Annotated in this window: 20 protein-coding genes; 7 read left to right on the top strand and 13 right to left on the bottom strand. The window is 61.9% G+C overall.

Annotation, left to right across the window (positions count from 1 at the left end; translation table 11 throughout):
• Window positions 1-132 precede the first annotated feature (132 nt).
• Together NTD89_RS11485 and NTD89_RS11480 are read right to left on the bottom strand one after the other, a co-directional pair.
• Window positions 133-927: a class II aldolase/adducin family protein gene (locus NTD89_RS11485; RefSeq protein ID WP_106580745.1), complete on the bottom strand. Its 795-nt coding sequence runs from the start codon at window positions 925-927 to the stop codon at window positions 133-135.
• 124 nt (window positions 928-1051) lie between these two features.
• Window positions 1052-1957 (bottom strand): LysR family transcriptional regulator, encoded by a 906-nt coding sequence (locus NTD89_RS11480; protein WP_262207701.1) that lies wholly within the window; start codon window positions 1955-1957, stop codon window positions 1052-1054.
• A 225-nt stretch (window positions 1958-2182) separates the two neighbouring features.
• Between NTD89_RS11480 and NTD89_RS11475 the strand changes: the two genes are divergently transcribed.
• The 7 genes from NTD89_RS11475 to NTD89_RS11445 all read left to right on the top strand — a co-directional run bounded on the left by NTD89_RS11475 (window position 2183) and on the right by NTD89_RS11445 (window position 9105).
• Window positions 2183-2794: a cysteine dioxygenase gene (locus NTD89_RS11475; RefSeq protein ID WP_262207699.1), complete on the top strand. Its 612-nt coding sequence runs from the start codon at window positions 2183-2185 to the stop codon at window positions 2792-2794.
• Complete coding sequence (locus tag NTD89_RS11470; RefSeq protein ID WP_262207697.1) at window positions 2791-4374, top strand: rhodanese homology domain-containing protein; 1584 nt, start codon at window positions 2791-2793, stop codon at window positions 4372-4374. The genes NTD89_RS11475 and NTD89_RS11470 overlap by 4 nt, the downstream gene beginning before the upstream one ends.
• Window positions 4375-4473: 99 nt before the next feature.
• Entirely contained in the window at window positions 4474-5448 is a 975-nt protein-coding gene (locus tag NTD89_RS11465) for an ABC transporter substrate-binding protein (RefSeq protein ID WP_262207695.1), read from the top strand.
• 14 nt (window positions 5449-5462) lie between these two features.
• Entirely contained in the window at window positions 5463-6827 is a 1365-nt protein-coding gene (locus tag NTD89_RS11460) for an LLM class flavin-dependent oxidoreductase (RefSeq protein ID WP_262207693.1), read from the top strand.
• Window positions 6824-6949, top strand: coding sequence for a hypothetical protein (locus NTD89_RS11455; RefSeq protein ID WP_256676539.1), 126 nt, complete (start codon window positions 6824-6826; stop codon window positions 6947-6949). The genes NTD89_RS11460 and NTD89_RS11455 overlap by 4 nt, the downstream gene beginning before the upstream one ends.
• 22 nt (window positions 6950-6971) lie before the next feature.
• The gene (locus NTD89_RS11450; protein WP_262207691.1) at window positions 6972-8144 is read left to right on the top strand and encodes an acyl-CoA dehydrogenase family protein; all 1173 of its coding nucleotides are present in this window, start codon (window positions 6972-6974) and stop codon (window positions 8142-8144) included.
• Between the two features lie 13 nt (window positions 8145-8157).
• Window positions 8158-9105, top strand: a complete 948-nt coding sequence (locus NTD89_RS11445) for a D-isomer specific 2-hydroxyacid dehydrogenase family protein (protein WP_262207689.1) — start codon at window positions 8158-8160, stop codon at window positions 9103-9105.
• Between the two features lie 135 nt (window positions 9106-9240).
• Here the strand turns inward: NTD89_RS11445 and NTD89_RS11440 are convergent, their stop codons facing one another.
• From NTD89_RS11440 to NTD89_RS11390, 11 genes are all read right to left on the bottom strand, one after another.
• A complete protein-coding gene (locus NTD89_RS11440; protein ID WP_262207687.1) occupies window positions 9241-10128 on the bottom strand; it encodes a LysR family transcriptional regulator in 888 nt (295 codons plus the stop codon).
• 119 nt (window positions 10129-10247) lie between these two features.
• Window positions 10248-10865, bottom strand: a complete 618-nt coding sequence (gene ycaC / locus NTD89_RS11435; RefSeq protein WP_145166221.1) for an isochorismate family cysteine hydrolase YcaC — start codon at window positions 10863-10865, stop codon at window positions 10248-10250.
• Between the two features lie 35 nt (window positions 10866-10900).
• Entirely contained in the window at window positions 10901-12739 is a 1839-nt protein-coding gene (locus tag NTD89_RS11430; protein WP_262207685.1) for an amidohydrolase, read from the bottom strand.
• On the bottom strand, window positions 12736-13326 hold the full coding sequence (locus NTD89_RS11425) for an antibiotic biosynthesis monooxygenase (protein ID WP_262207683.1): 591 nt from the start codon (window positions 13324-13326) through the stop codon (window positions 12736-12738). The genes NTD89_RS11430 and NTD89_RS11425 overlap by 4 nt, the downstream gene beginning before the upstream one ends.
• Window positions 13327-14284: 958 nt before the next feature.
• Entirely contained in the window at window positions 14285-14698 is a 414-nt protein-coding gene (locus tag NTD89_RS11420) for an ester cyclase (protein ID WP_262207681.1), read from the bottom strand.
• Window positions 14699-14848: 150 nt separating this feature from the next.
• Window positions 14849-15895, bottom strand: coding sequence for an EscU/YscU/HrcU family type III secretion system export apparatus switch protein (locus NTD89_RS11415; protein ID WP_262207680.1), 1047 nt, complete (start codon window positions 15893-15895; stop codon window positions 14849-14851).
• A gap of 3 nt (window positions 15896-15898) precedes the next feature.
• The gene (sctT, locus tag NTD89_RS11410) at window positions 15899-16711 is read right to left on the bottom strand and encodes a type III secretion system export apparatus subunit SctT (RefSeq protein ID WP_106578746.1); all 813 of its coding nucleotides are present in this window, start codon (window positions 16709-16711) and stop codon (window positions 15899-15901) included.
• A 6-nt stretch (window positions 16712-16717) separates the two neighbouring features.
• On the bottom strand, window positions 16718-16987 hold the full coding sequence (sctS, locus tag NTD89_RS11405) for a type III secretion system export apparatus subunit SctS (RefSeq protein WP_003208314.1): 270 nt from the start codon (window positions 16985-16987) through the stop codon (window positions 16718-16720).
• A gap of 10 nt (window positions 16988-16997) precedes the next feature.
• The gene (gene sctR / locus NTD89_RS11400; RefSeq protein WP_017137580.1) at window positions 16998-17651 is read right to left on the bottom strand and encodes a type III secretion system export apparatus subunit SctR; all 654 of its coding nucleotides are present in this window, start codon (window positions 17649-17651) and stop codon (window positions 16998-17000) included.
• On the bottom strand, window positions 17648-18649 hold the full coding sequence (gene sctQ / locus NTD89_RS11395; protein ID WP_262207677.1) for a type III secretion system cytoplasmic ring protein SctQ: 1002 nt from the start codon (window positions 18647-18649) through the stop codon (window positions 17648-17650). The genes sctR and sctQ overlap by 4 nt, the downstream gene beginning before the upstream one ends.
• Window positions 18646-19092, bottom strand: coding sequence for a hypothetical protein (locus NTD89_RS11390; RefSeq protein WP_262207675.1), 447 nt, complete (start codon window positions 19090-19092; stop codon window positions 18646-18648). Before NTD89_RS11390 ends, sctQ begins: the two co-directional genes overlap by 4 nt.
• Between the last annotated feature and the right edge of the window lie 116 nt (window positions 19093-19208).

Here is a 19208-nt window from a genome sequence, read left to right as displayed (position 1 = left end):
CAGACCTTTTGGTTACTTTTGGGGCGTTTGCCAAAAGTGACCCGCTGTAAGAGCGGAACCGCCAGCCGCCGTTACCGCAGCAACGGATATGCCCCCAATCTACCCGAACACCCCCCCACACCGCCGCCAACGTCAGTTTTTATACTCGGTATCCGTACGCTCCAACTGCCGAACCAACGCATTCCAATGCCGCGCCACACCCGGCCCGGCCCCATTGCTGAACACCTTGGCCTGCTCTTCAACCTTGGCCACCACCTCCGCCGGCGGGAAGATCAACTGCGCATTGCCGCCCGCCTGCGCCGCCACCTGAATATTGCACGCACGCTCCAGCCCCTGCAGTTGCTGAAACGCATGCTCAACGCTCACCCCCGCCGTCAACAACCCATGGTTACGCAAAATCATCACACTCTTGTCCCCAAGGTCCGCCACCAACCGCTCACGCTCGTCCAGGTCCAGCGCCACGCCTTCATAGCCGTGGTACGCGATACGCCCGGAGAACGCGATGGAATGCTGGGAAATCGGCAACAGCCCGTCCTTCTGCGCCGACACCGCAATACCGTCACGGGTATGCGTGTGCAGCACCGCTTGCAGGTCATGCCGCGCGCCGTGAATGGCGCTGTGAATCACATAGCCTGCGTAATTGATGCCCAGGCCCGTAGGGTCGTCGACAATCGTGCCATCAAGGTCAACCTTGACCAGGTTGGACGCGCTGATCTCATCGAACAACAAGCCAAAGGCATTGATCAGGAAATGCTCATCCGGACCCGGCACGCGGGCCGAGAAGTGCGTGTAGATGTGATCGGTCCACTTGTACAACGCCGCCAGCCGATAGGCCGCAGCCAGTTTGACGCGCACCTCCCACTCTTCAGGCGATACGCGCTGGCGGACGTTGCTGGAAACGCTGGATAGAGAGGTGACGCTGCTCATGGCAAAACTTCCTGGATGGCCTTAAGGACTTCCAGGCAGCCTAGGGGATGCCGAAAAATAATAAAAAGCACATTTTAATCTAAGCTAATTATTATTTTTTTTTATAAAAAACCGCATTCCCCGCTCAGGCGGCGTTGCGGAACTTGTGCAGCGAGTCCGCGACCCGCTTGCCGAATGCATCCACCGGCCCCTGCAGGTTGCCGAGAAAATGCGGATAGATCAGCCACAAATCCATCACTGGCTTGAAATCCTTGAGCGGCATGACCGCCAGTTGCTCACGGTGAGCGCTGCGCTCCAGCAAAGGCCGTGGCACCAGCCCCAGGCCCAAACCGTCTGCCACCAGCCCCAATTGCAACTCGGTGCCGAAGGTTTCCAGGTTCACCCGCAATGCCAACCCCTGATCGGACAAGGTGCGCTGCAAGCCGGCGCGGAAACCGCAGCCATCCGGGTTCAGAATCCAGCCGTTCTGGTACACATCGGCCAACTTGCACGGCTTCTTCGGCAACTGCGCCTTGGCACACACCACCACCAACTCCATCTTGCCGATGGACTCACCGACGATGTTGTCCGGGAAAATCTTGCCCGCCGGAAACAGCGCCACCGCCGCGTCCAGTTCACCGCGCTCGATCTTGCCGACCAGTTGGCTGCCCCAACCCGTGGCGACCTGGGTGCGCAGGTCGGCGTATTCGGTGCGCAGGTGCTTGAGCGCATCGAGCAGCACCACGTCGCCAATGGTCTGCGGCACGCCCAGGCGCAATACGCCAGTGGGCGGCGCGTCGGTGGCCACCAGTTCGCGCAGGGCATCCATTTCACGCAGAATCAGCCGGCATTGTTCATAAACGCGCGTACCGATCAGCGTAGGCTTGAGGGGCTTGGTGTTGCGGTCGAACAGCTCCACGCCCAGCGCCTGCTCGAAGTTCTGCACACGGCGGGTAATGGCCGGCTGGGTCAGTTGCAACGACTCGGCGGCATGGCTGATGGACTGGCAACGAATCACTTCGACAAAGGCATCGATATCGTCAATTTTCATTTGGGCCGCACATAGAGAACAGTCATTAAGATGTGTGCGAAGCATAGTTGCAGGAACGCTGCATGGATAGCCCGCGCTGTGATCGATAACGTCTAACGCTAGTCAGAGCGGTTCTAAATTACCTAAAGCTATAAGCTAATCATTAAAAAATAGCATATTAACTATAAACATTATGCTTATATAAACCCATCACACCCTCCCCGTTAAAGCAGCGATGGAAGTGCCATGACCCAGGCCCGACACCCCGAGAGACTCAGAGCCTTTATAGGCGCCCTGGCTGAATTGATCGACGGCAATCCACGCGAAGGCGACTTGTTGCACCGCGGCGGCAAGCTCTTGGCGCAACTGGTCAGCCACGATGACTGGCTGCCCGACGAATACGCCCAACCCGACCCCGCGCGTTACCAGCAATTTCTGCTGCATGCCGATTCGCGCCAGCGCTTTTGCATCGTCAGCTTTGTGTGGGGGCCGGGGCAAAGTACGCCGATTCATGACCATCGGGTGTGGGGCTTGATCGGCATGCTGCGCGGCTCGGAATTTTCCCAGGGCTTTGAACGCGCACCCGACGGCCGCCTCGTTGCCGAGGGCAAACCGATTCAGCTGGTGCCGGGCCAGGTTGAGGCCGTGTCGCCCAAGGTCGGCGATATCCATCAGGTCAGCAATGCCCACAGCGACCAGGTGTCGATCAGCATTCATGTGTACGGCGCCAATATCGGTGCCGTACGCCGCGCGGTATATCAGCCCGACGGCAGCGAGAAACTGTTTATCTCCGGTTATTCCAACGCCTACCTCCCGAACATCTGGGATGTGTCCAAAGAAAAGAGCCCTGCCCTATGACCACCGTATCGAACCGCAGCTTCGCCCAGATCCGTCAGGCCCTGTTGGACCGTGAAGAAGTCGCCCTGGTCGATGTGCGCGAAGAAGCGCCGTTTGCCGAGTCGCACCCGCTGTTCGCTGCAAATATCCCGCTGTCCAAACTGGAGCTTGAGGTGTACGCGCGCATTCCACGCCACGATACCCAGGTCACCGTCTACGACAACGGTGAAGGGCTCGCGCAGCGTGCAGCCGAGCGCCTGGTTGCGCTGGGCTACACCCAGGTCGGCCTGCTTGAAGGTGGGTTGGACGGTTGGCGCAAGGCCGGTGGTGAGCTATTTATTGACGTCAACGTGCCCAGCAAAGCGTTTGGCGAGCTGGTCGAGAGCGAGCGCCATACGCCGTCCCTGGCCGCCGAAGAAGTCCAGGCCCTGCTCGACAACCAAGCCGACGTGGTGGTGCTCGACGCGCGCCGCTTCGACGAATACCAGACCATGAGCATCCCCACCGGCATCAGCGTGCCCGGTGCCGAGCTGGTGCTGCGCGCCCGTGAACTGGCGCCGGACCCGTCCACACGCATCATCGTCAACTGCGCCGGGCGCACGCGCAGCATTATTGGCACTCAATCGTTGATCAATGCTGGCATCGCCAACCCGGTGTCGGCGCTGCGTAACGGCACCATCGGCTGGACGCTGGCCGGGCAGAAACTCGCCCACGGCCAGTCGCGGCGCTTTGCGCCAACCCGCGAAGAACACCGCCAGATCGCCGCCCGGGATGCGCGCCGCGTGGCCGATAAAGCTCGCGTCGGCCGCGCCACCCTGGCTGACCTGCAACGCTGGCAGCAGGAACCGCACCGCACCACGTACCTGTTCGATGTGCGCACCCCGGAAGAATTCGAAGCCGGCCACCTGCCCGGCGCCCGTTCCACACCCGGCGGCCAGCTGGTGCAGGAAACCGATCACGTCGCCAGCGTGCGCGGTGCGCGCCTGGTGCTGGCGGATGACGACGGCGTGCGCGCCAATATGTCCGCCTCCTGGCTCGCGCAACTGGGCTGGGAAGTGCATGTGCTCGACGACCTGCAAACGGCGCACTTCAGCGAAACCGGTGCCTGGGTAGCCCCCGTACCGGCGCCGCAGCAAGCCGAGTTGATCAGCCCGCACACCCTGGCGCAGTGGCTCGCCCACGGCGACACGGCGGTGCTGGATTTCACCCCGAGCGTCAATTACGTCAAGCGCCATATCCCCGGTGCTCACTGGGTCTTGCGTGCGCAATTGCCCGAAGCGCTGACCAAGGTGCCGCCTGCCGAACGTTATGTGCTGACCTGCGGCACCAGCCAGCTGGCGCGCCTGGCCGTGGCCGAAGTCGAGGCGCTGACCGGCAAGCCGGTGTTCCTGCTGCAAGGCGGCACCACCCACTGGATCGCCGAGCAACTGCCGCTGGAAACCGGTGAAACCCACCTGGCCTCACCGCGTATCGACCGCTACCGCCGACCGTACGAAGGCACCGACAGCCCCAAGGAAGCCATGCAGGCGTACCTGGATTGGGAGTTCGGCCTGGTCGACCAGCTGGCCCGCGACGGCACCCATGGTTTCTATGTGATCTGAGCCACCTTCACGCCTGCCCCGGACCGGAGCAGGCCGCACCGACCCCTTTCCAGGCGGAGGTAACCCACACCTTTTCGAACTGTCTGGAATCTACCGCTCATGACCTTTACCCCTGCGTTCAAACGCCTGCTGCTGGGCACCGCCCTCGCCTTTGGCCTGCTCACCACCGCCCAGGCCGCCGACCTGCAACCGCTGCGCGTGGCCAATCAGAAATCCACCATCAAGGCCCTGCTGGAAGCCTCGGGCGAAACCCAAAACGTCCCCTACACCCTCCAATGGTCGGAATTCCCCTCCGCCTCGCCGTTGGGCGAAGCCCTGAATGCCGGCGCCGTGGATGTCGGTGCGCTCGGTGACGCGCCGTATGTGTTTGCTCTGGGTGCCGGCGCCTCGCTCAAAGTGGTCAGCATCATCCACGCCGAAGGGCGCAACACCACCGCCCTGGTGGTGCCCAAGGATTCACCGATCAAGACGGTGGCCGACCTCAAGGGCAAGAAAATCGTCACCGGGCGCGGTTCCATCGGCCACTACCTGGCGATCAAGGCCCTGGCCAGCGCCGGGCTGACCACCAAGGATGTGCAATTCATTTTCCTGCTGCCCGCCGAATCGCGGCTGGTGCTCGATAACGGCACCGTCGACGCCTGGGCCACGTGGGACCCGTACACCACGGTGGTCACCTCACAAAGCCAGGCCAGGGTGCTGGTCAGCGGCAACCAGCTGCTGAGCAACCACCTGTATTTTGCGGCTACCAACCAGGCCATCAGCGAAAAACGCGCGCAACTGGACGACTTCGTCGCCCGCGTCGATCGCGCTTATGCGTGGGCCAATGCGCACCCCAATGAATACGCTGCCGCCCAATCGAAAATCACCGGCCTGCCGTTGGCGGTGCACGTCGAGGTGGCCAAAGACACTCATCTAAGCCCGGTGGTAATCGACGACAGCGTGATCAGCGGCCTGCAAGCCACGGCCGACACCTATCAGAAGGAAGGCCTGCTGCCCAAGCACATCGACGTGTCGCAGGGTTTCGACAAGAGCTTTAACGCCGAGCGTTTTCCCACTCCCCAAGCATCGCGCTAAGCAAGGAGCGACACATGAGCAAGCCAGATCAATTGCAACCACGCCATTTGAAGCTGGGCGCCATGGTGCACGGCGTCGGTCACGGCTGGGGCGAATGGCGTCACCCGCAGGCGCAACCGAATGCCAGCACGAATTTTGCTTTCTACCAGCAGCAGACCGAGTTGGCCGAAGGCGCCAAATTCGATTTCGTGTTCATCGCCGACAGCCTGCATATCCACGCCAAATCCAGCCCGCATTACCTCAATCGCTTCGAGCCATTGACGATTCTCTCGGCCCTCGCCGCGCTGACCACGAACATCGGCCTGGTAGCCACGGTGACGGTCAGCTACACCGAGCCTTATCAGGTGGCACGTCAGTTTGCGTCCCTGGACCACATCAGCGGCGGCCGCGCCGGTTGGAACGTGGTCACCTCATGGCTCAGCGGCACCGCCGACAACTTCGGCAAGGCCGAGCACCCACCGCATGCCGTGCGCTATCGCATCGCCAAGGAACACTTGAACGTGGTCAAGGGCCTGTGGGATTCCTGGGAAGACGACGCCTTTGCCTACAACAAGCAAAGCGGCGAGTTTTTTACCCCGCAAAAGCTGCATGCGCTGAACCACACAGGCGAGTTTTTCTCGGTCAAAGGCCCGCTCAACATCGCGCGTTCGCGCCAGGGCCAGCCGGCGATTTTCCAGGCCGGCACCTCGGAGGATGGGCGCAACTTTGCGGCGCAAAACGCCGATGCGATTTTCGTGCACGTCGAGAACATTGAAGAAGGCAAAGCCTACAGCGCCGATTTGAAGCGCCGCGCCAAAGGCTTCGGGCGTGACGCCAGTAGCCTGTCGATCCTGCCGGGTATCCGCCCGATTGTCGGGCGTGACGCCGCCGAGGTGGAAAGCCGCTATCAGCAGGCCGTGGACCTGGTCACCGTGGAAGATGCGATTGTCGCCCTCGGCCGCCCGTTCAACGACCACGACTTCAGCCAATACCCGCTGGACGAACCCTTCCCGGAACTCGGCGACCTGGGCGCCAACAGCCAGAAAGGTGGGTCCGAGCGCATCAAGCAACTGGCCAAGGACGAAGGCCTGACCCTGCGCGAAGTGGCCCTGCGTTTCTCGCGGCCCAAACGCGATTTTGTCGGTACCCCGGAGCAAGTCGCCGATGCGATCCAGACCTGGTTCGAAACCGGCGCCAGCGATGGTTTCATCATCAACTCGGTGCTGCCGGATGGCTTGCAGTACTTCACCGAGCTGGTGGTGCCGGTGCTGCAACAGCGCGGCTTGTTCCGTACCGAATACACCGGCCACACCCTGCGCGACAACCTCGGGCTGGACGTGCCGGTCAACCGTTACAGCGTCGCCACCGAGGTCGAAGAACAACAGGAGGCGCTGGCATGAGCGAGTCCCTCAACCGTCAGTTAGCTGAGCTGCATGCCGAACGTGTGGCCACCTGGGCGCCGGCGGCGTTGCAGGTGGTGGAGCGCGTGTTGGGCCAACAGCCTGTGCGTATCGCTATCTAAGACCACATTTTTGACCGAGTACATGCTCATGACGTCCCAACCGTCCTTACGCTCCGTGGAAGTCGCCAACTTCGAAGCCTTGCTCGAACGCCTCAGCGCCGAGCTGGCGAGCACTGCGCACCTGTACGACGCCAGCGGCGCCTTCCCCCACGATAACTTCACGCTGTTGCATGACCACGGCCTGGTCGCCCTCACCGTGCCCAAGGCCTTGGGCGGCGGCGGTGCCAGCTTGCCCCAGGCGCGCAAGGCGATCAGCGCGATTGCCAAGGGCGAGCCCTCCACCGCGCTGATCCTGGTGATGCAGTACCTGCAACACACGCGCTTGCAAGACAGCAAAACCTGGCCCCAGCACTTGCGCGTGCAAGTCGCCGAAGACGCGGTGCGCAACGGCGCGCTGATCAATGCCTTGCGTGTCGAACCCGACCTGGGCACCCCGGCGCGTGGCGGCCTGCCGGCGACCACCGCCGTGCGCACCGCCGAGGGCTGGCGCATCAGTGGGCGCAAGATTTACTCCACCGGCAGCCATGGCCTGAGCTGGTTCAGCGTGTGGGCGCGCAGCGATGACGCCGACCCGCTGGTGGGCGCCTGGCTGGTGCCTAAAGACAGCCCCGGCGTGAGCATCATCGACACCTGGGATCACTTGGGCATGCGCGCCACCTGCAGCCATGAAGTGGTGCTCGACAACGTGCTGGTGCCGCTGGACCACGCCGTCAGCGTGAGCCCCTGGAGCGCACCGCAGCCAGAGCTGGATGGCGATGGTTTCCTGTGGATGTCGGTGTTGCTGTCCTCGGTGTATGACGCCGTGGCCCAGGCCGCACGGGACTGGCTGGTGCAATGGCTGGAGGAGCGCAAGCCATCCAATCTGGGCGCAGCGCTGTCGACCTTGCCGCGTTTTCAGGAAACCGTCGGCCATATCGACACGCTGCTGTTTGCCAACCGCAGCCTGCTGGATGCCGCCGCTGAAGGCCACACACCGGCCGCGAATGCCGCGCAGTTGAAGTACCTGGTGACCGGCAACGCGATCCGCGCCGTCGAGTTGGCCATCGAAGCCTCGGGCAACCCGGGCCTGTCACGCCACAGCCCGCTGCAACGCCATTACCGCGATGTGCTGTGCAGCCGCGTGCATACCCCACAAAACGACGCCGTGCTGCAAGGCGTCGGCAAAGCTGTGTTCGCCCAACGTGGCCCAAAATGAATAAGGAGCGCTCATGAGTCAGGTGATTATTGCCAGCCAGCTGGACGAAGATTACAACGCGGTAATCCGCGAACGCCTCGCCTCGATTCATCCTGAAGCCCAGGTGATCGGCGTGCCTGTTGGTGTGCCGAGTGACTTGCCGCCCCAGGCCAATATCCTCTTGCTGCGCCCGATCAACGTGCGCGGCTACACCGCGCCAGACACCCCGCCGCCGGGCTGGCCGTACGGCGCGCAGTGGGTGCATCTAGTCTCGTCGGGCATCGACTTCTACCCGCGGTGGTTGTTCAACGGCCCACCGGTGACCACCTCGCGTGGCAGCGCCGCCGACAACCTCGCCGAGTTCGCCCTGGCGGCGATCTTCGCCGCGTCCAAGCACTTGCCGGCTATCTGGGTGAAGGATGCCCAGTGGAATTTCACGCCATTGCGTCCGCTCAAGGGCACGACCCTGGGTATTCTCGGCTTTGGCGCGATTGGTAAAAGCCTTGCGCAAAAGGCGTTGGCACTCGGCATCAACGTGGTTGCGTTGCGTCAAAGCCATGCCTCTTTTGACGTGGACGGCGTCGAAGCCGCGCGGGATATCCACGACCTGTTCGCCCGCGCCGACCATCTGGTACTGGCGGCGCCGCTGACCGAGCGCACGCGGCATATCGTCAACCGCGATGTGCTCGGCAGCGCCAAGCCGGGGTTGCACCTGATCAACATCGCGCGCGGTGGTTTGCTTGATCAGGAGGCGTTGTTGGAGGCGTTGGACAACGGGCAGATCGGGCTGGCGTCGCTGGACGTGACCGAGCCGGAACCGCTGCCGGATGGGCATCCGTTGTACAGCCATCCACGGGTGAGGCTGTCACCGCATACCTCGGCGATTTCGACCAACAGCCAAGAGGAGATTGCCGATACGTTTCTGGCGAATCTTGAGCGTTACGTGCAGGGCTCGACGCTGGCCAACCTTGTCGATCTCTGAGCCGAACCACAATCAAAATGTGGGAGCTGGCTTGCCTGCGATAGCGATCTATCAGTTGAAACTATGCCAACTGAACCACCGCTATCGCAGGCAAGCCAGCTCCCACATTTGATCTTCACCGGGTGCTGGAGTGATTTAGCAACCACCCGCCAGGCGTTCACGCAAGAATTCCACCAGCGCCTGCACGGGCCTGGAGCTCTGCCGGTGCTGCGGGTAAACGGCTGACAAGGTCAGCGCTTCAGGGGCGAAGTCTTCCAGAAGCGTGACCAAACGCCCGTCCTTCAACGCCTCAGCCACGATAAACGTCGGCAGGTAAGTAACACCCAACCCGGCAATCGCCGTGTCGCGCAACAACTCGCCGTTGTTCACGCGCATGCGCCCGCTGACATTCACCGACTGCAGCTTGCCCTTGGTCTGGAAGCGCCATTGCACCTGGCGGCCGTGGCCGTAGGGCAGGCAATCGTGGTCGGTCAGGTCGTCGGGCTTGAGCGGTGTGCCGCGCAGGGCCAGGTACTCAGGGCTGGCGCAATACACCCGCTCGACGCTGGCGATACGCCGCGCGATCAAGGTCGAGTCTTCAAGGGTGCCGATGCGCAACACCAGGTCGTAGCCTTCACCGATCAGGTCAACAGGCCGATCGCTGAGGTCCACTTCCACCGACACGTGCGGGTAGCGTTGCAAGAATGACGGCAACAGGCAGCCCAGGTGAGCCATGGCAAACGACAGCGGCGCACTCAGGCGCAGCGTGCCGCGCGGCTCGCTGTTCTGGCCGGCGATGCCCTGCTCCACTTGCTCGACGTCACTGAGCAGGCGCAAGGCGGATTCGTAATAACTCTGGCCCAGCGGCGTGACGTCCAGGCGGCGCGTGGAACGGTTGAGCAGGCGCACGCCCAGGCGGTCTTCCAGCTGAATCAGGCGGCGGCTGACAAATTGCTTGGACAGGCCCAGTTGCTCGGCGGCGGCGGTGAAACTGCCAGACTCCATGACCTGGCAGAACAGGCGCATGTCTTCGAAGGGGTTCATTGTCGCTTCTCGGTGGACATTTTGCTGTTTTATAACCGGTCAGTCATGGCACCACAAATCAAATGTGGGAGCCGGGCTTGCCGGCTCCCACAGGGTTCAGTGGTGTGCTGTCTGTCGGGTTACTTGGCAGTAAACGCCGAGTAGCTGTTCATCAGGTTGCGGTAGTTGGGAATGCGCGGCGACAGCAGGTTGGCCAGGCCTTCCATGTCGTTGCGCCAGTCGATCTGCAGCTCGCAGGCCACCGCGAACCAGTTCACCAGGTGCGCACCCGCTGCGCTCATGCGCGCCCACGATGCACGTTGCACGGCCTCGTTGAACGTCCCGGACGCGTCGGTCACCACAAACACCTCAAAGCCTTCAGCCAGCGCGGCCAGGGTCGGGAACGTCACGCAGACGTCGGTCACCACACCGGCGATGATCAATTGCTTGCGGCCGGTGGCCTTGACGGCCTTGACGAAATCTTCGTTGTCCCACGCGTTGATCTGGCCAGGACGCGGGATGTACGGCGCGTCCGGGAACAGTTCTTTCAGCTCCGGCACCAGTGGGCCATTGGGGCCGGTTTCAAAGCTGGTGGTGAGGATGGTCGGCAGCTTGAAGAACTTGGCCACATCCGCCAGCGCCAGCACGTTGTTCTTGAATTCATTGGGCGAGAAATCCTGCACCAGCGAGATCAAGCCGGTCTGGTGGTCCACCAGCAGCACCACGGCGTCGTCTTTGTTCAAGCGTTTGTAAGTCATGGGATAGCTCCTGTTTTTGATTGAGAGGGGGAGTTTTAGAAGGCAAAGCACGAGCAGCCAAACGCGCCCCAGAAACCCTGGAAGTCGCTGACCGGCACGCTGGAAAGGCGCGCTTTTTCATGGCCATGGGCATGCACGCCACACGGGCCGCTGCATTGATGGACCTGGGCTTGTAACGGTGAGCTTGGGCGCCAGTGCCCCGGCACCTTGACCACCGGTGACCAGTCCGGCAGCACCGGCACGCGTGGCGGTGCAAAATCTTCGAAGTCGCCGGCGCCGTACACCACCTTGCCGCCGACCACGGTCAGCACCGACTCAATCCACTTGATGGCTTCTTCATCGACACTGAAAAAGTCTGCCGACAGCGCGGCAACGTCCGCCAACTGGCCGACCTTGATCTGGCCCTTCTTGCCCTGCTCCGACGAGAACCAGGCACTGCCGTGGGTGAACAGCTCCAACGCGGTGAGGCGCGGCAGGCCTTCGGCGTGCAGTTCCAGGCCGCCGACGGTGCGGCCGCTGACCATCCAGTACAACGAGGTCCACGGGTTATAGCTCGACACGCGCGTGGCATCGGTGCCCGCCCCGACCGGCACGCCTTCAGCCAACATGCGCTTGATCGGCGGCGTGGCTTCGGCCGCTTTGGCGCCGTAACGCTCGACAAAATATTCGCCCTGAAACGCCATGCGATCCTGGATCGCGATACCGCCACCAAGAGCACGCACGCGCTCGATGTTGTGCGGGGTGATGGTTTCGGCGTGGTCGAAAAACCACGGCAGGCCATTGAACGGAATGTCGCGGTTGACCTTCTCGAACACGTCGAGCATGCGCGAGATGGATTCGTTGTAAGTGGCATGCAAGCGGAACGGCCAGCGCTGCTCGACCAAATGCCGCACCACCGGTTCCAGTTCCTGCTCCATGCTCAGCGGCAGGTCGGGGCGCGGTTCGAGGAAATCCTCGAAGTCCGCCGCCGAAAACACCAGCATCTCGCCGGCGCCATTGTGGCGCAGGTAGTCATCGCCCTGGTGCAGGGTGACGCTGCCGGTCCAGTGTTTGAAGTCGCTGAGTTCTTCCTTGGGCTTTTGGGTGAACAGGTTGTAGGCGATGCGCACCGTCAGTTGTTCGTCCTTGGCCAGTTGCTCGATCACCGCGTAGTCATCGGGATAGTTCTGGAAACCGCCGCCGGCATCGATCGCACTTGTGAGGCCCAGGCGATTGAGTTCACGCATGAACTGGCGGGTCGAGTTGACCTGATATTCCAGCGGCAATTTCGGCCCCTTGGCCAGGGTTGCATAGAGGATCATCGCGTTGGGCCGCGCCACCAGCATGCCGGTGGGGTTGCCATTGCTGTCACGCACGATCTCGCCACCCGGCGGGTTCGGCGTGTCTTTGGTGTAGCCGGCCACCCGCAGGGCAGCGCGGTTGAGCAAGGCACGGTCGTACAGGTGCAGCACGAACACTGGCGTGTCCGGCGCGGCCTGGTTCAGCTCTTCCAGGGTCGGCATGCGTTTTTCGGCAAACTGGAATTCGTTCCAGCCACCGACCACGCGCACCCATTGCGGTGTGGGCGTGCGGTCCGCCTGATCCTTGAGCATGCGCAGCGCATCGGCCAGGGACGGCACGCCTTCCCAGCGCAGTTCGAGGTTGTAGTTCAGCCCGCCACGGATCAGGTGCAGGTGCGAGTCGTTGAGGCCGGGGATGACGGTGCGGCCCTTGAGGTCGATGACCTGCGTGGCACTGCCACGTAACGCCATGGCTTGGGCGTCGGTGCCGACCGCGACGAAGCGGCCCTGGTGAATAGCAACGGCGGTGGCGCGCGGGTTTTCACGGTCCACGGTGTGGAACTGGCCATTGAACAGAATCAGATCGGCGTTCATAGGGTTTCCTTTACAGAGGCTTCAAGCCAGGGAGCGAACAGGCGGGTGGCGGCCGGCATCAGCAGGTAGACCACCAGCAGCACGATGGTCAGGGTGACCAGGAAGGTGGCGACCACGTAGTTGGAGAGGAACGGATGCAGGCGTAACACCGGGGCCCAGATGATCGGGATCAGCAGGGTCAGCGGCAGGATGACAAACAAGGTCACCACGGTTTGTTTCCAGCGCGGTGGTTTGGCGGCGCTGTCGGCCAGGGGGGCGAACCAGAATTCGTTGACGGCACCGATTTCGGTGTTGTCGCCGTCGGCGAGCATGGGCGTGGCTTCGTTGATCAGGGCTTGGCGCTCGGGGGAGCCGAGCCAGCGTTCGAGGTCGTCGGTGGAGCGGTAGCGCAGGACGCAGGTGAACAGAGCCAGGCGGTTTTGTTTGCTGCGCACGACGTCGACGCCGAGGTGGCCAGGGCGTTCGCCGGCGATGCGCACGATGCGCCGGAGCCAGGCTTCGTAGTCGGCTTCGCGGCCGGGTTTGATCAGGTGTTTGACGACCAGGGTGACGACTTCGTCGGGGCTGGTTTTGGGTGTTGGGTCCATGGTGTTGATTCCCCCCCTGGAGGGTTGTGCGATGGGGGGAGTTTGGGGGGCATTGGGGGGGTTGGAATTGGATGTATGTGCTGTTTGACGTGGCGGCCTTGGGAGCAGGTTTTTATGGAGTAGATATCCGTTATTTGAGTAACGGCCGCTATGGGTTCCGCTCTTACAGCGGGTCACTTTTGAAAAGAGCCCAAAAGTAACCAAAAGGCTCTTGCCCCACCACTCGGCACCTCGCCTAGGCTCGGTGTGCCCTCACGCAGTCTTGAATCCGTGGGCCGCCGTGACGGGCCATCCATGGCCCAACGCGGCTAACCCGGCGTCCTGCCGGGTTACCCACGGATTCAAGCCTGCGTTCGGCCAGCGTGGTTTAACGGGGCGCCTAAGATCAAAGTCAAAAGCAGATCAAGATCAAAAGCAGAGCACGGCGGCCTAGTAGCCGACCTGAGTGGTTAGATCAAAAGCGAAAGCGAGGCGGCCTGACAGCCGACCTGATTCTGGAAGCTGAACTCAATTCAATGTGGGAGCTGGCTTGCCTGCGATGGCATCTACTGGTTATGCCTGACACACCGAGGTGTCTACATCGCAGGCAAGCCAGCTCCCACAGAAAAGCAAAGCAGTGCGGTGCTGGCGGCTGAACTCGGTCAACTTGTGGGAGCGGGCTTGCTCGCGAAAGCGGTGTGCCAGTGACAAATGAGCTGACTGAACCACCGCATTCGCGAGCAAGCCCGCTCCCACATTTGGATCTCTGTGCTTCAGATAGAAATGTGTTGCTGTGCTTTTGATCCGCTTTTGTTTCTACCAGTGCTTTGCTTTTGATTTTGATCTGACAGGCCCCGTCAACCACGACATCATCTGGCGCGTGGGCGACGGGTATGGCGGTGAGTATCACGATGTAGACAAGCCCTGAGGCATGTCGGATAAGGCCCCCATCGGATGGGGGCCCATTCGCGGGGTGCATTCAGTTGGTGTCGAAACCCAACTGGCGGTACAGCGTTTTCATGTCGTAGTAATCGGTGCATTCGACAATCTTGTTGGCCTCAATCTTGATCACGCAGGTGCCGTCGACATTGATCTTGCGGTGAGTCGCCTGATAGCCGAACAGCTCGCCCTCATGGGTGCCCGTCATATGCCACTGGATCGTCCCGCCGCGCTCGCCGAGGCTGATCAAGTCGCGGATAACCTCGAAATCGGGCAATGCCTTTCTGATCAGGTCGAAAAAGTCGCCCAGCGCCGGGCGCCCTCGCATGATTTGCCCCGCGGCCTTGTCTTCATAGACGGTCGCCTCGGAAAAAATCGCGAGAAACCGCTCTTTGTCGGCGGTAGACCAGCTGTCGGCCCACTCCTGGATCAATGCACGGTGTTGATCTGTCATGGTGAATCTCCTGGGAAAGTTGGAACAGTGCAGCGCCACCCAATTGGTTGACGCCTGCGTCCATCGCCCGTGACAGATACACCTTCAGCTCCTGCTGAGCAGATACTCCCTCCGTACCAAAGCGCCAGACAAGCGTAGTCCGCGCGACGATTAAATCAACCGCGCCGCGACCAGCCAATCCGCTACCGCCTGGAACGAAGCATCCGGCACCGGATCACCGGGCACGGTCTTGCGCGCGATCTCAGCCGCCAGGTTCTTGTCCGGCGCGTGCGGAATACCCAGGTCGTAAGCCTCCTGCAACATCAGCAACGCCTCCTCCGGTGAGGCCCGGCACACGATCACCGGCACTGGCGTCTCACCGCGCACATAACGCACGCCAATCACCCAGCCATCGGTGGTGCCGATCATCATCGACGCCCTGCCCAGCCCCAGCTTGGTCGCCAACGCCTGCATTTCATTGCGCTGGCGCCGCCGCTCGCTCTTGATCAGCGGGTCGCCGTCGATGTCCTTGCGTTCGCGCTTGGTTTCGCTGCGGGTCATTTTCATGTCGCGACCGAACAGCCAGCGCTGCATGATCACGTCCACCGCACCGACCAGGATGAACGCGCACAACACGGTGAACACCAGCGGCTTGAGCACCAGGAAAAACGTCGACTCCATGCACTCCGCGCCACAGCGTGACGACTCCATCAGCGCCTGCAACGCATGCTTGCCGATCACATAAAACGCGATCGCCAGCACATGCACCTTGATCAGCCCCTTGATGAACTCCACCAGGTTGCGCAGGGCAAAAATTTTCTTCAAACCCTCGGCCGGGTTGATGCGTTTGAACTCGGGCTTGATCGGGTCCACCGAGAACACAAAGCCGCGCATGGTGATGATATTGGTGAGGATCACCACGCCGGTGGTCACCGCCATCACCGGCAAGGTAATACCGATGACCAGTTGCTCGGCATGGTCGAGCACCCGCGGCCACACCGTGGCGAACGGTTCAATGTAGATTTGCGCGGTGAGGTCGATCAGCGCCGTGACCTGGGCCTTGGCACGCGGCGCCAGGATCGAGATGCACAGCGTGCAAAACAGGATAACCATGCCCGACACCAGGTCCTGGCTCTTGGCCACCTGGCCTTTCTGGCGTGCGTCCTTAAGCTTCTTGTCCGTGGCCGGCTGGGATTTTTCTTCGCTGGTATCGGCCATCGGCTACTCCATGCCCGCCAGGGTTTTGAGCAACTCGACAGTGCCGCGAAATTCCGCCAATTGGTCGAGCATCAACGGAATCAGAAAGCCGATGTAGATCACCATCAGGATCGAGAAAAACAGGTTTTTCACTGGCAGTGACAAGTCGAACATATGCAGGTTCGGCGCCATCCGCGACAGGTAGGCAAGCATCAGGTCGGTGATCAGCAACGAGATCAGCAAGGGCGAAACCATCAGCACGCCGACGCGCATGATCTGGTCGAGAATCGACAGCACCGCCAGCAACGCGGAGCTGGCGAACACCGGCGTGAATGAAGTCACCGGCCATAACTGGTAGCTGTGGTAATAGCCGTCAACCATCAGGATAAAGCCGCCGGACATGAAGAACAGCGTGATCAACATCACCGTGAGCAAGGTCGCCATCACGCTGGATTCACCGGATGACAACGGGTCCACCAACTGCGCCATGGTCGAGCCGCGTTGCAGGTCAATCAACTCCCCCGCCACTTCCGCGGCCCAGAACGGAATGCCGAACAACAGGCCGATGAGGATGCCGATCAGGAACTCCTTGATCAGCAGCCCGGCGATAAACACGCTGCCGTGCTCGGGCATTCGGGTCAGCGCGTCGAACACCGGAAAAAACATCGGGATCGAAATGGCCACCGCCACACAGCCGCGAATCATGCCGGTCAGGCCCAGGCGGTTGAACGCCGGGGTGATCACCACCACCCCCATGGCGCGGCAGGCGGCAAGCGAGGCGGCGCTGATCACCGGGTAGGCGACCTCCAGAAACTGCGCGGTAAGGCTGGCATCCATGGGCGGTCAGCGCGTCCACAGCGGGAAGTTATCCAGCACCTGGCTGCCCAGCTCCGCGACTTGGCCTGCGAGTACCGGGCCGAGAAACACGATGGTCAACAGCACCGCCACCAGCTTCACCACCTGCGGCAAGGTCTGGTCCTGAATCTGCGTCAGCGCCTGGAACAGCCCCACGCTCAAGCCCACGATAATCGCCACGCCCAGCGCCGGCGCGGAGAGCATCAGCACGGTCATCAGTGCCTGTTTCATCAATGACAGGAAAACGTCCTGGCCCATGGTTCGTGCCTCAGCCGTAACTCAGAATCAAACCGTGCATCAAGCGCGACCAGCCACTCAGTGACACGAATAAAAAGATCTTCAGCGGGATCGAAATCAGGTTCGGCGAGACCATCGACATGCCCATCGCCATCAGCACGTTGGACACCAGCAAGTCCACCACCAGGAACGGGATGTAGAGCAGAAAGCCGATCTCGAAGGCGCGGGTCAGCTCTGAGCTGACAAACGCCGGAATCAGCACCACCAGGTCATCGTCGCGCAAGTCGGCGCGGGCTTCCGGCGACCAGATGGTCTCGGTGGCCTGCACAAAAAAACCGCGCTCGGACTCATTCGCAAAACGCTTCAAATGCGCCTGCAGCGGCGGGCGCAGCGCATCGCCCAGGTCTTTGAGTTGCTCGACATGCTCGATATTGAGGTCGCGCCCCTCGACCTGGCGGTACATGTCGCCAATCAACGGCGTGGTCACGTACACCGACAGAATCAGCGCGATGCCGTACAGCACCAGGTTAGGCGGCGTCTGCTGTACCCCAAGGGCGTTGCGGATCAGGAACAGCACCACCGAAATCTTCATGAACCCGGTGAGCGTGACCACTGCTAACGGGATCAGCCCGATCGTCGCAACGACCAGGATGATCTCGATCAGGTTCGGCTGATAACCGGTCATGGGGTAGCAAAACTCAGCAGGCGCACGCCCAGGCCGTCGCCGATTTTTACCAGTTGGCCCTGGCCGACGCGACGCCCGTTGACCATCAGGTCAACGCTGTCCACGCCGGGCGTGTTGAGCTGCAACAGGCTGCCCGCACCCAGTTCCCGCAATTGCGCCAGGGTCAGTTCCAGGCTACCGACCTGACACACCAATTTGAGCGGCAAGTCATCCAGGGCCGCAGCGGCATCAACATCAGTCATTGTGTTCTCCATGTGCAAAGGGGGTGCTTGTAGTTCTTCCTGCAACCGCAATTCGTCACCCTGGTATTGGCAGCGGGCCTGCAAGCGCCCGTCCAGGTCGAGCAACAAGCCCGAGCCCTGCTCCAGCATCAGCACATCGCCGGGCCGCAGGCTGCGCAATTCGCCCAGGGTCAGCCACTGCCGCCCGGCCACCACCGCCAGGGTCTGGCGCAGGGCGGGCAGCGGGTCGGGTTCGATCTGGCCGTATTGCGCCAGCAACTGCGCCACCAGCACGGCAGCACCTTCGCTCAAGTCCAGTTGCGCGCTCATGGCCGGCTGGTTGCCAAAGGTCAATTCGAGCGCCAGGTGCACGGCATATGCGCGCTGATCGTCAGTGGCCTCGACTAACTGCACCGGGTGGCCGAGCACCGGTTCCAGGGTCTCGATCAGGTCGAGCACCGCCAGTTCCAGCAGCAACGAGCGTGGCAACGATGGCAGCAACTGCGCATCAAACTGCAACGCCAGTGGCACCAGTACTTGCTCCAGCGCGGCCGACGACAGACGCAGGCGCACCGGGGCGCGACCCAGCAGCAAAAACACATCGCGCGAATTGCCCAGGCCTTGCGCTTGGGCGGCCCAGCTCACGCGCAACGCTTGCCCGGCGCAACGGCCCTGCCAGGCGCGACGGCGACGGTGCAGCTGGTTATGCAGCGCCAACAGCGCCGGGTCGTACTGCGTCAGCCAGGGTGCCAATGGGCCGGCAAGGGCGGTGATCATGTGCCGGAGCCTTCTTCGCGCAATTCACCGACACGGCGTTCATCACTTTCACGCCCTTGCAGCAGGCTTTGCCAGGCTTCGGACTGGCGTTGACGGCTCAGGCGTTCCTGGCGAAACAGGTCACGCTCGCGCTCCTGGCTTTGCAGGGTGGTGGACACGTGGTGCACGTCGTTCTCGAGCACCTGCTGGTCATCCGACAGGCCGCGCAAACGCTCCTGAGCCGCCTGCCAGCTGGCCACCGACAGGCCCTCGGTCAAGGCTGCATAAACCTGACGGGCTTCCTCGGCAATCGCTTCACGGTGCAGGCGCAGTTGCTCCTTGGCGTCGGTCAACACGTCGTGGGTCTGCGCGCAGCGTTGCTGTTGGGCGGCCAGTTGGTTGGCGGCGCGTTGTTCACGCAGCACCCGCAGGGTTTGCAGGGTGCGCAGTTGGTCGGTTTTCATTGGGGTTGCTCCTTTCTGATGCCAGCACAGCAATCTGTAAATCCATGAAAATCAAAGGTGGGAGCTGGCTTGCCTGCGATGGCGGTGGGTCAGCTTGCCCATCTGTTTGTGATTTA

The organism is Pseudomonas sp. 14P_5.3_Bac1, from assembly GCF_025466135.1.
In the GTDB taxonomy this organism is placed as follows: domain Bacteria; phylum Pseudomonadota; class Gammaproteobacteria; order Pseudomonadales; family Pseudomonadaceae; genus Aquipseudomonas.
Note: the sequence above shows the minus strand (reverse complement) of the source record. Positions and strands in the feature narration are given on the sequence as shown.

Coding starts and splice junctions, on each gene's coding strand:
- NTD89_RS11450 (WP_262207691.1), top strand. CDS start 6,972: ATGCTCATGACGTCCCAACCGTCCTTACGCTCCGTGGAAGTCGCCAAC.
- sctS (WP_003208314.1), bottom strand. CDS start 16,987: ATGGGCCAGGACGTTTTCCTGTCATTGATGAAACAGGCACTGATGACC.
- NTD89_RS11485 (WP_106580745.1), bottom strand. CDS start 927: ATGAGCAGCGTCACCTCTCTATCCAGCGTTTCCAGCAACGTCCGCCAG.
- NTD89_RS11470 (WP_262207697.1), top strand. CDS start 2,791: ATGACCACCGTATCGAACCGCAGCTTCGCCCAGATCCGTCAGGCCCTG.
- NTD89_RS11425 (WP_262207683.1), bottom strand. CDS start 13,326: ATGGACCCAACACCCAAAACCAGCCCCGACGAAGTCGTCACCCTGGTC.
- ycaC (WP_145166221.1), bottom strand. CDS start 10,865: ATGACTTACAAACGCTTGAACAAAGACGACGCCGTGGTGCTGCTGGTG.
- NTD89_RS11475 (WP_262207699.1), top strand. CDS start 2,183: ATGACCCAGGCCCGACACCCCGAGAGACTCAGAGCCTTTATAGGCGCC.
- NTD89_RS11465 (WP_262207695.1), top strand. CDS start 4,474: ATGACCTTTACCCCTGCGTTCAAACGCCTGCTGCTGGGCACCGCCCTC.
- NTD89_RS11460 (WP_262207693.1), top strand. CDS start 5,463: ATGAGCAAGCCAGATCAATTGCAACCACGCCATTTGAAGCTGGGCGCC.
- NTD89_RS11415 (WP_262207680.1), bottom strand. CDS start 15,895: ATGGCCGATACCAGCGAAGAAAAATCCCAGCCGGCCACGGACAAGAAG.
- NTD89_RS11430 (WP_262207685.1), bottom strand. CDS start 12,739: ATGAACGCCGATCTGATTCTGTTCAATGGCCAGTTCCACACCGTGGAC.
- NTD89_RS11440 (WP_262207687.1), bottom strand. CDS start 10,128: ATGAACCCCTTCGAAGACATGCGCCTGTTCTGCCAGGTCATGGAGTCT.
- NTD89_RS11480 (WP_262207701.1), bottom strand. CDS start 1,957: ATGAAAATTGACGATATCGATGCCTTTGTCGAAGTGATTCGTTGCCAG.
- sctR (WP_017137580.1), bottom strand. CDS start 17,651: ATGACCGGTTATCAGCCGAACCTGATCGAGATCATCCTGGTCGTTGCG.
- sctT (WP_106578746.1), bottom strand. CDS start 16,711: ATGGATGCCAGCCTTACCGCGCAGTTTCTGGAGGTCGCCTACCCGGTG.
- NTD89_RS11420 (WP_262207681.1), bottom strand. CDS start 14,698: ATGACAGATCAACACCGTGCATTGATCCAGGAGTGGGCCGACAGCTGG.
- NTD89_RS11445 (WP_262207689.1), top strand. CDS start 8,158: ATGAGTCAGGTGATTATTGCCAGCCAGCTGGACGAAGATTACAACGCG.
- sctQ (WP_262207677.1), bottom strand. CDS start 18,649: ATGATCACCGCCCTTGCCGGCCCATTGGCACCCTGGCTGACGCAGTAC.
- NTD89_RS11455 (WP_256676539.1), top strand. CDS start 6,824: ATGAGCGAGTCCCTCAACCGTCAGTTAGCTGAGCTGCATGCCGAACGT.
- NTD89_RS11390 (WP_262207675.1), bottom strand. CDS start 19,092: ATGAAAACCGACCAACTGCGCACCCTGCAAACCCTGCGGGTGCTGCGT.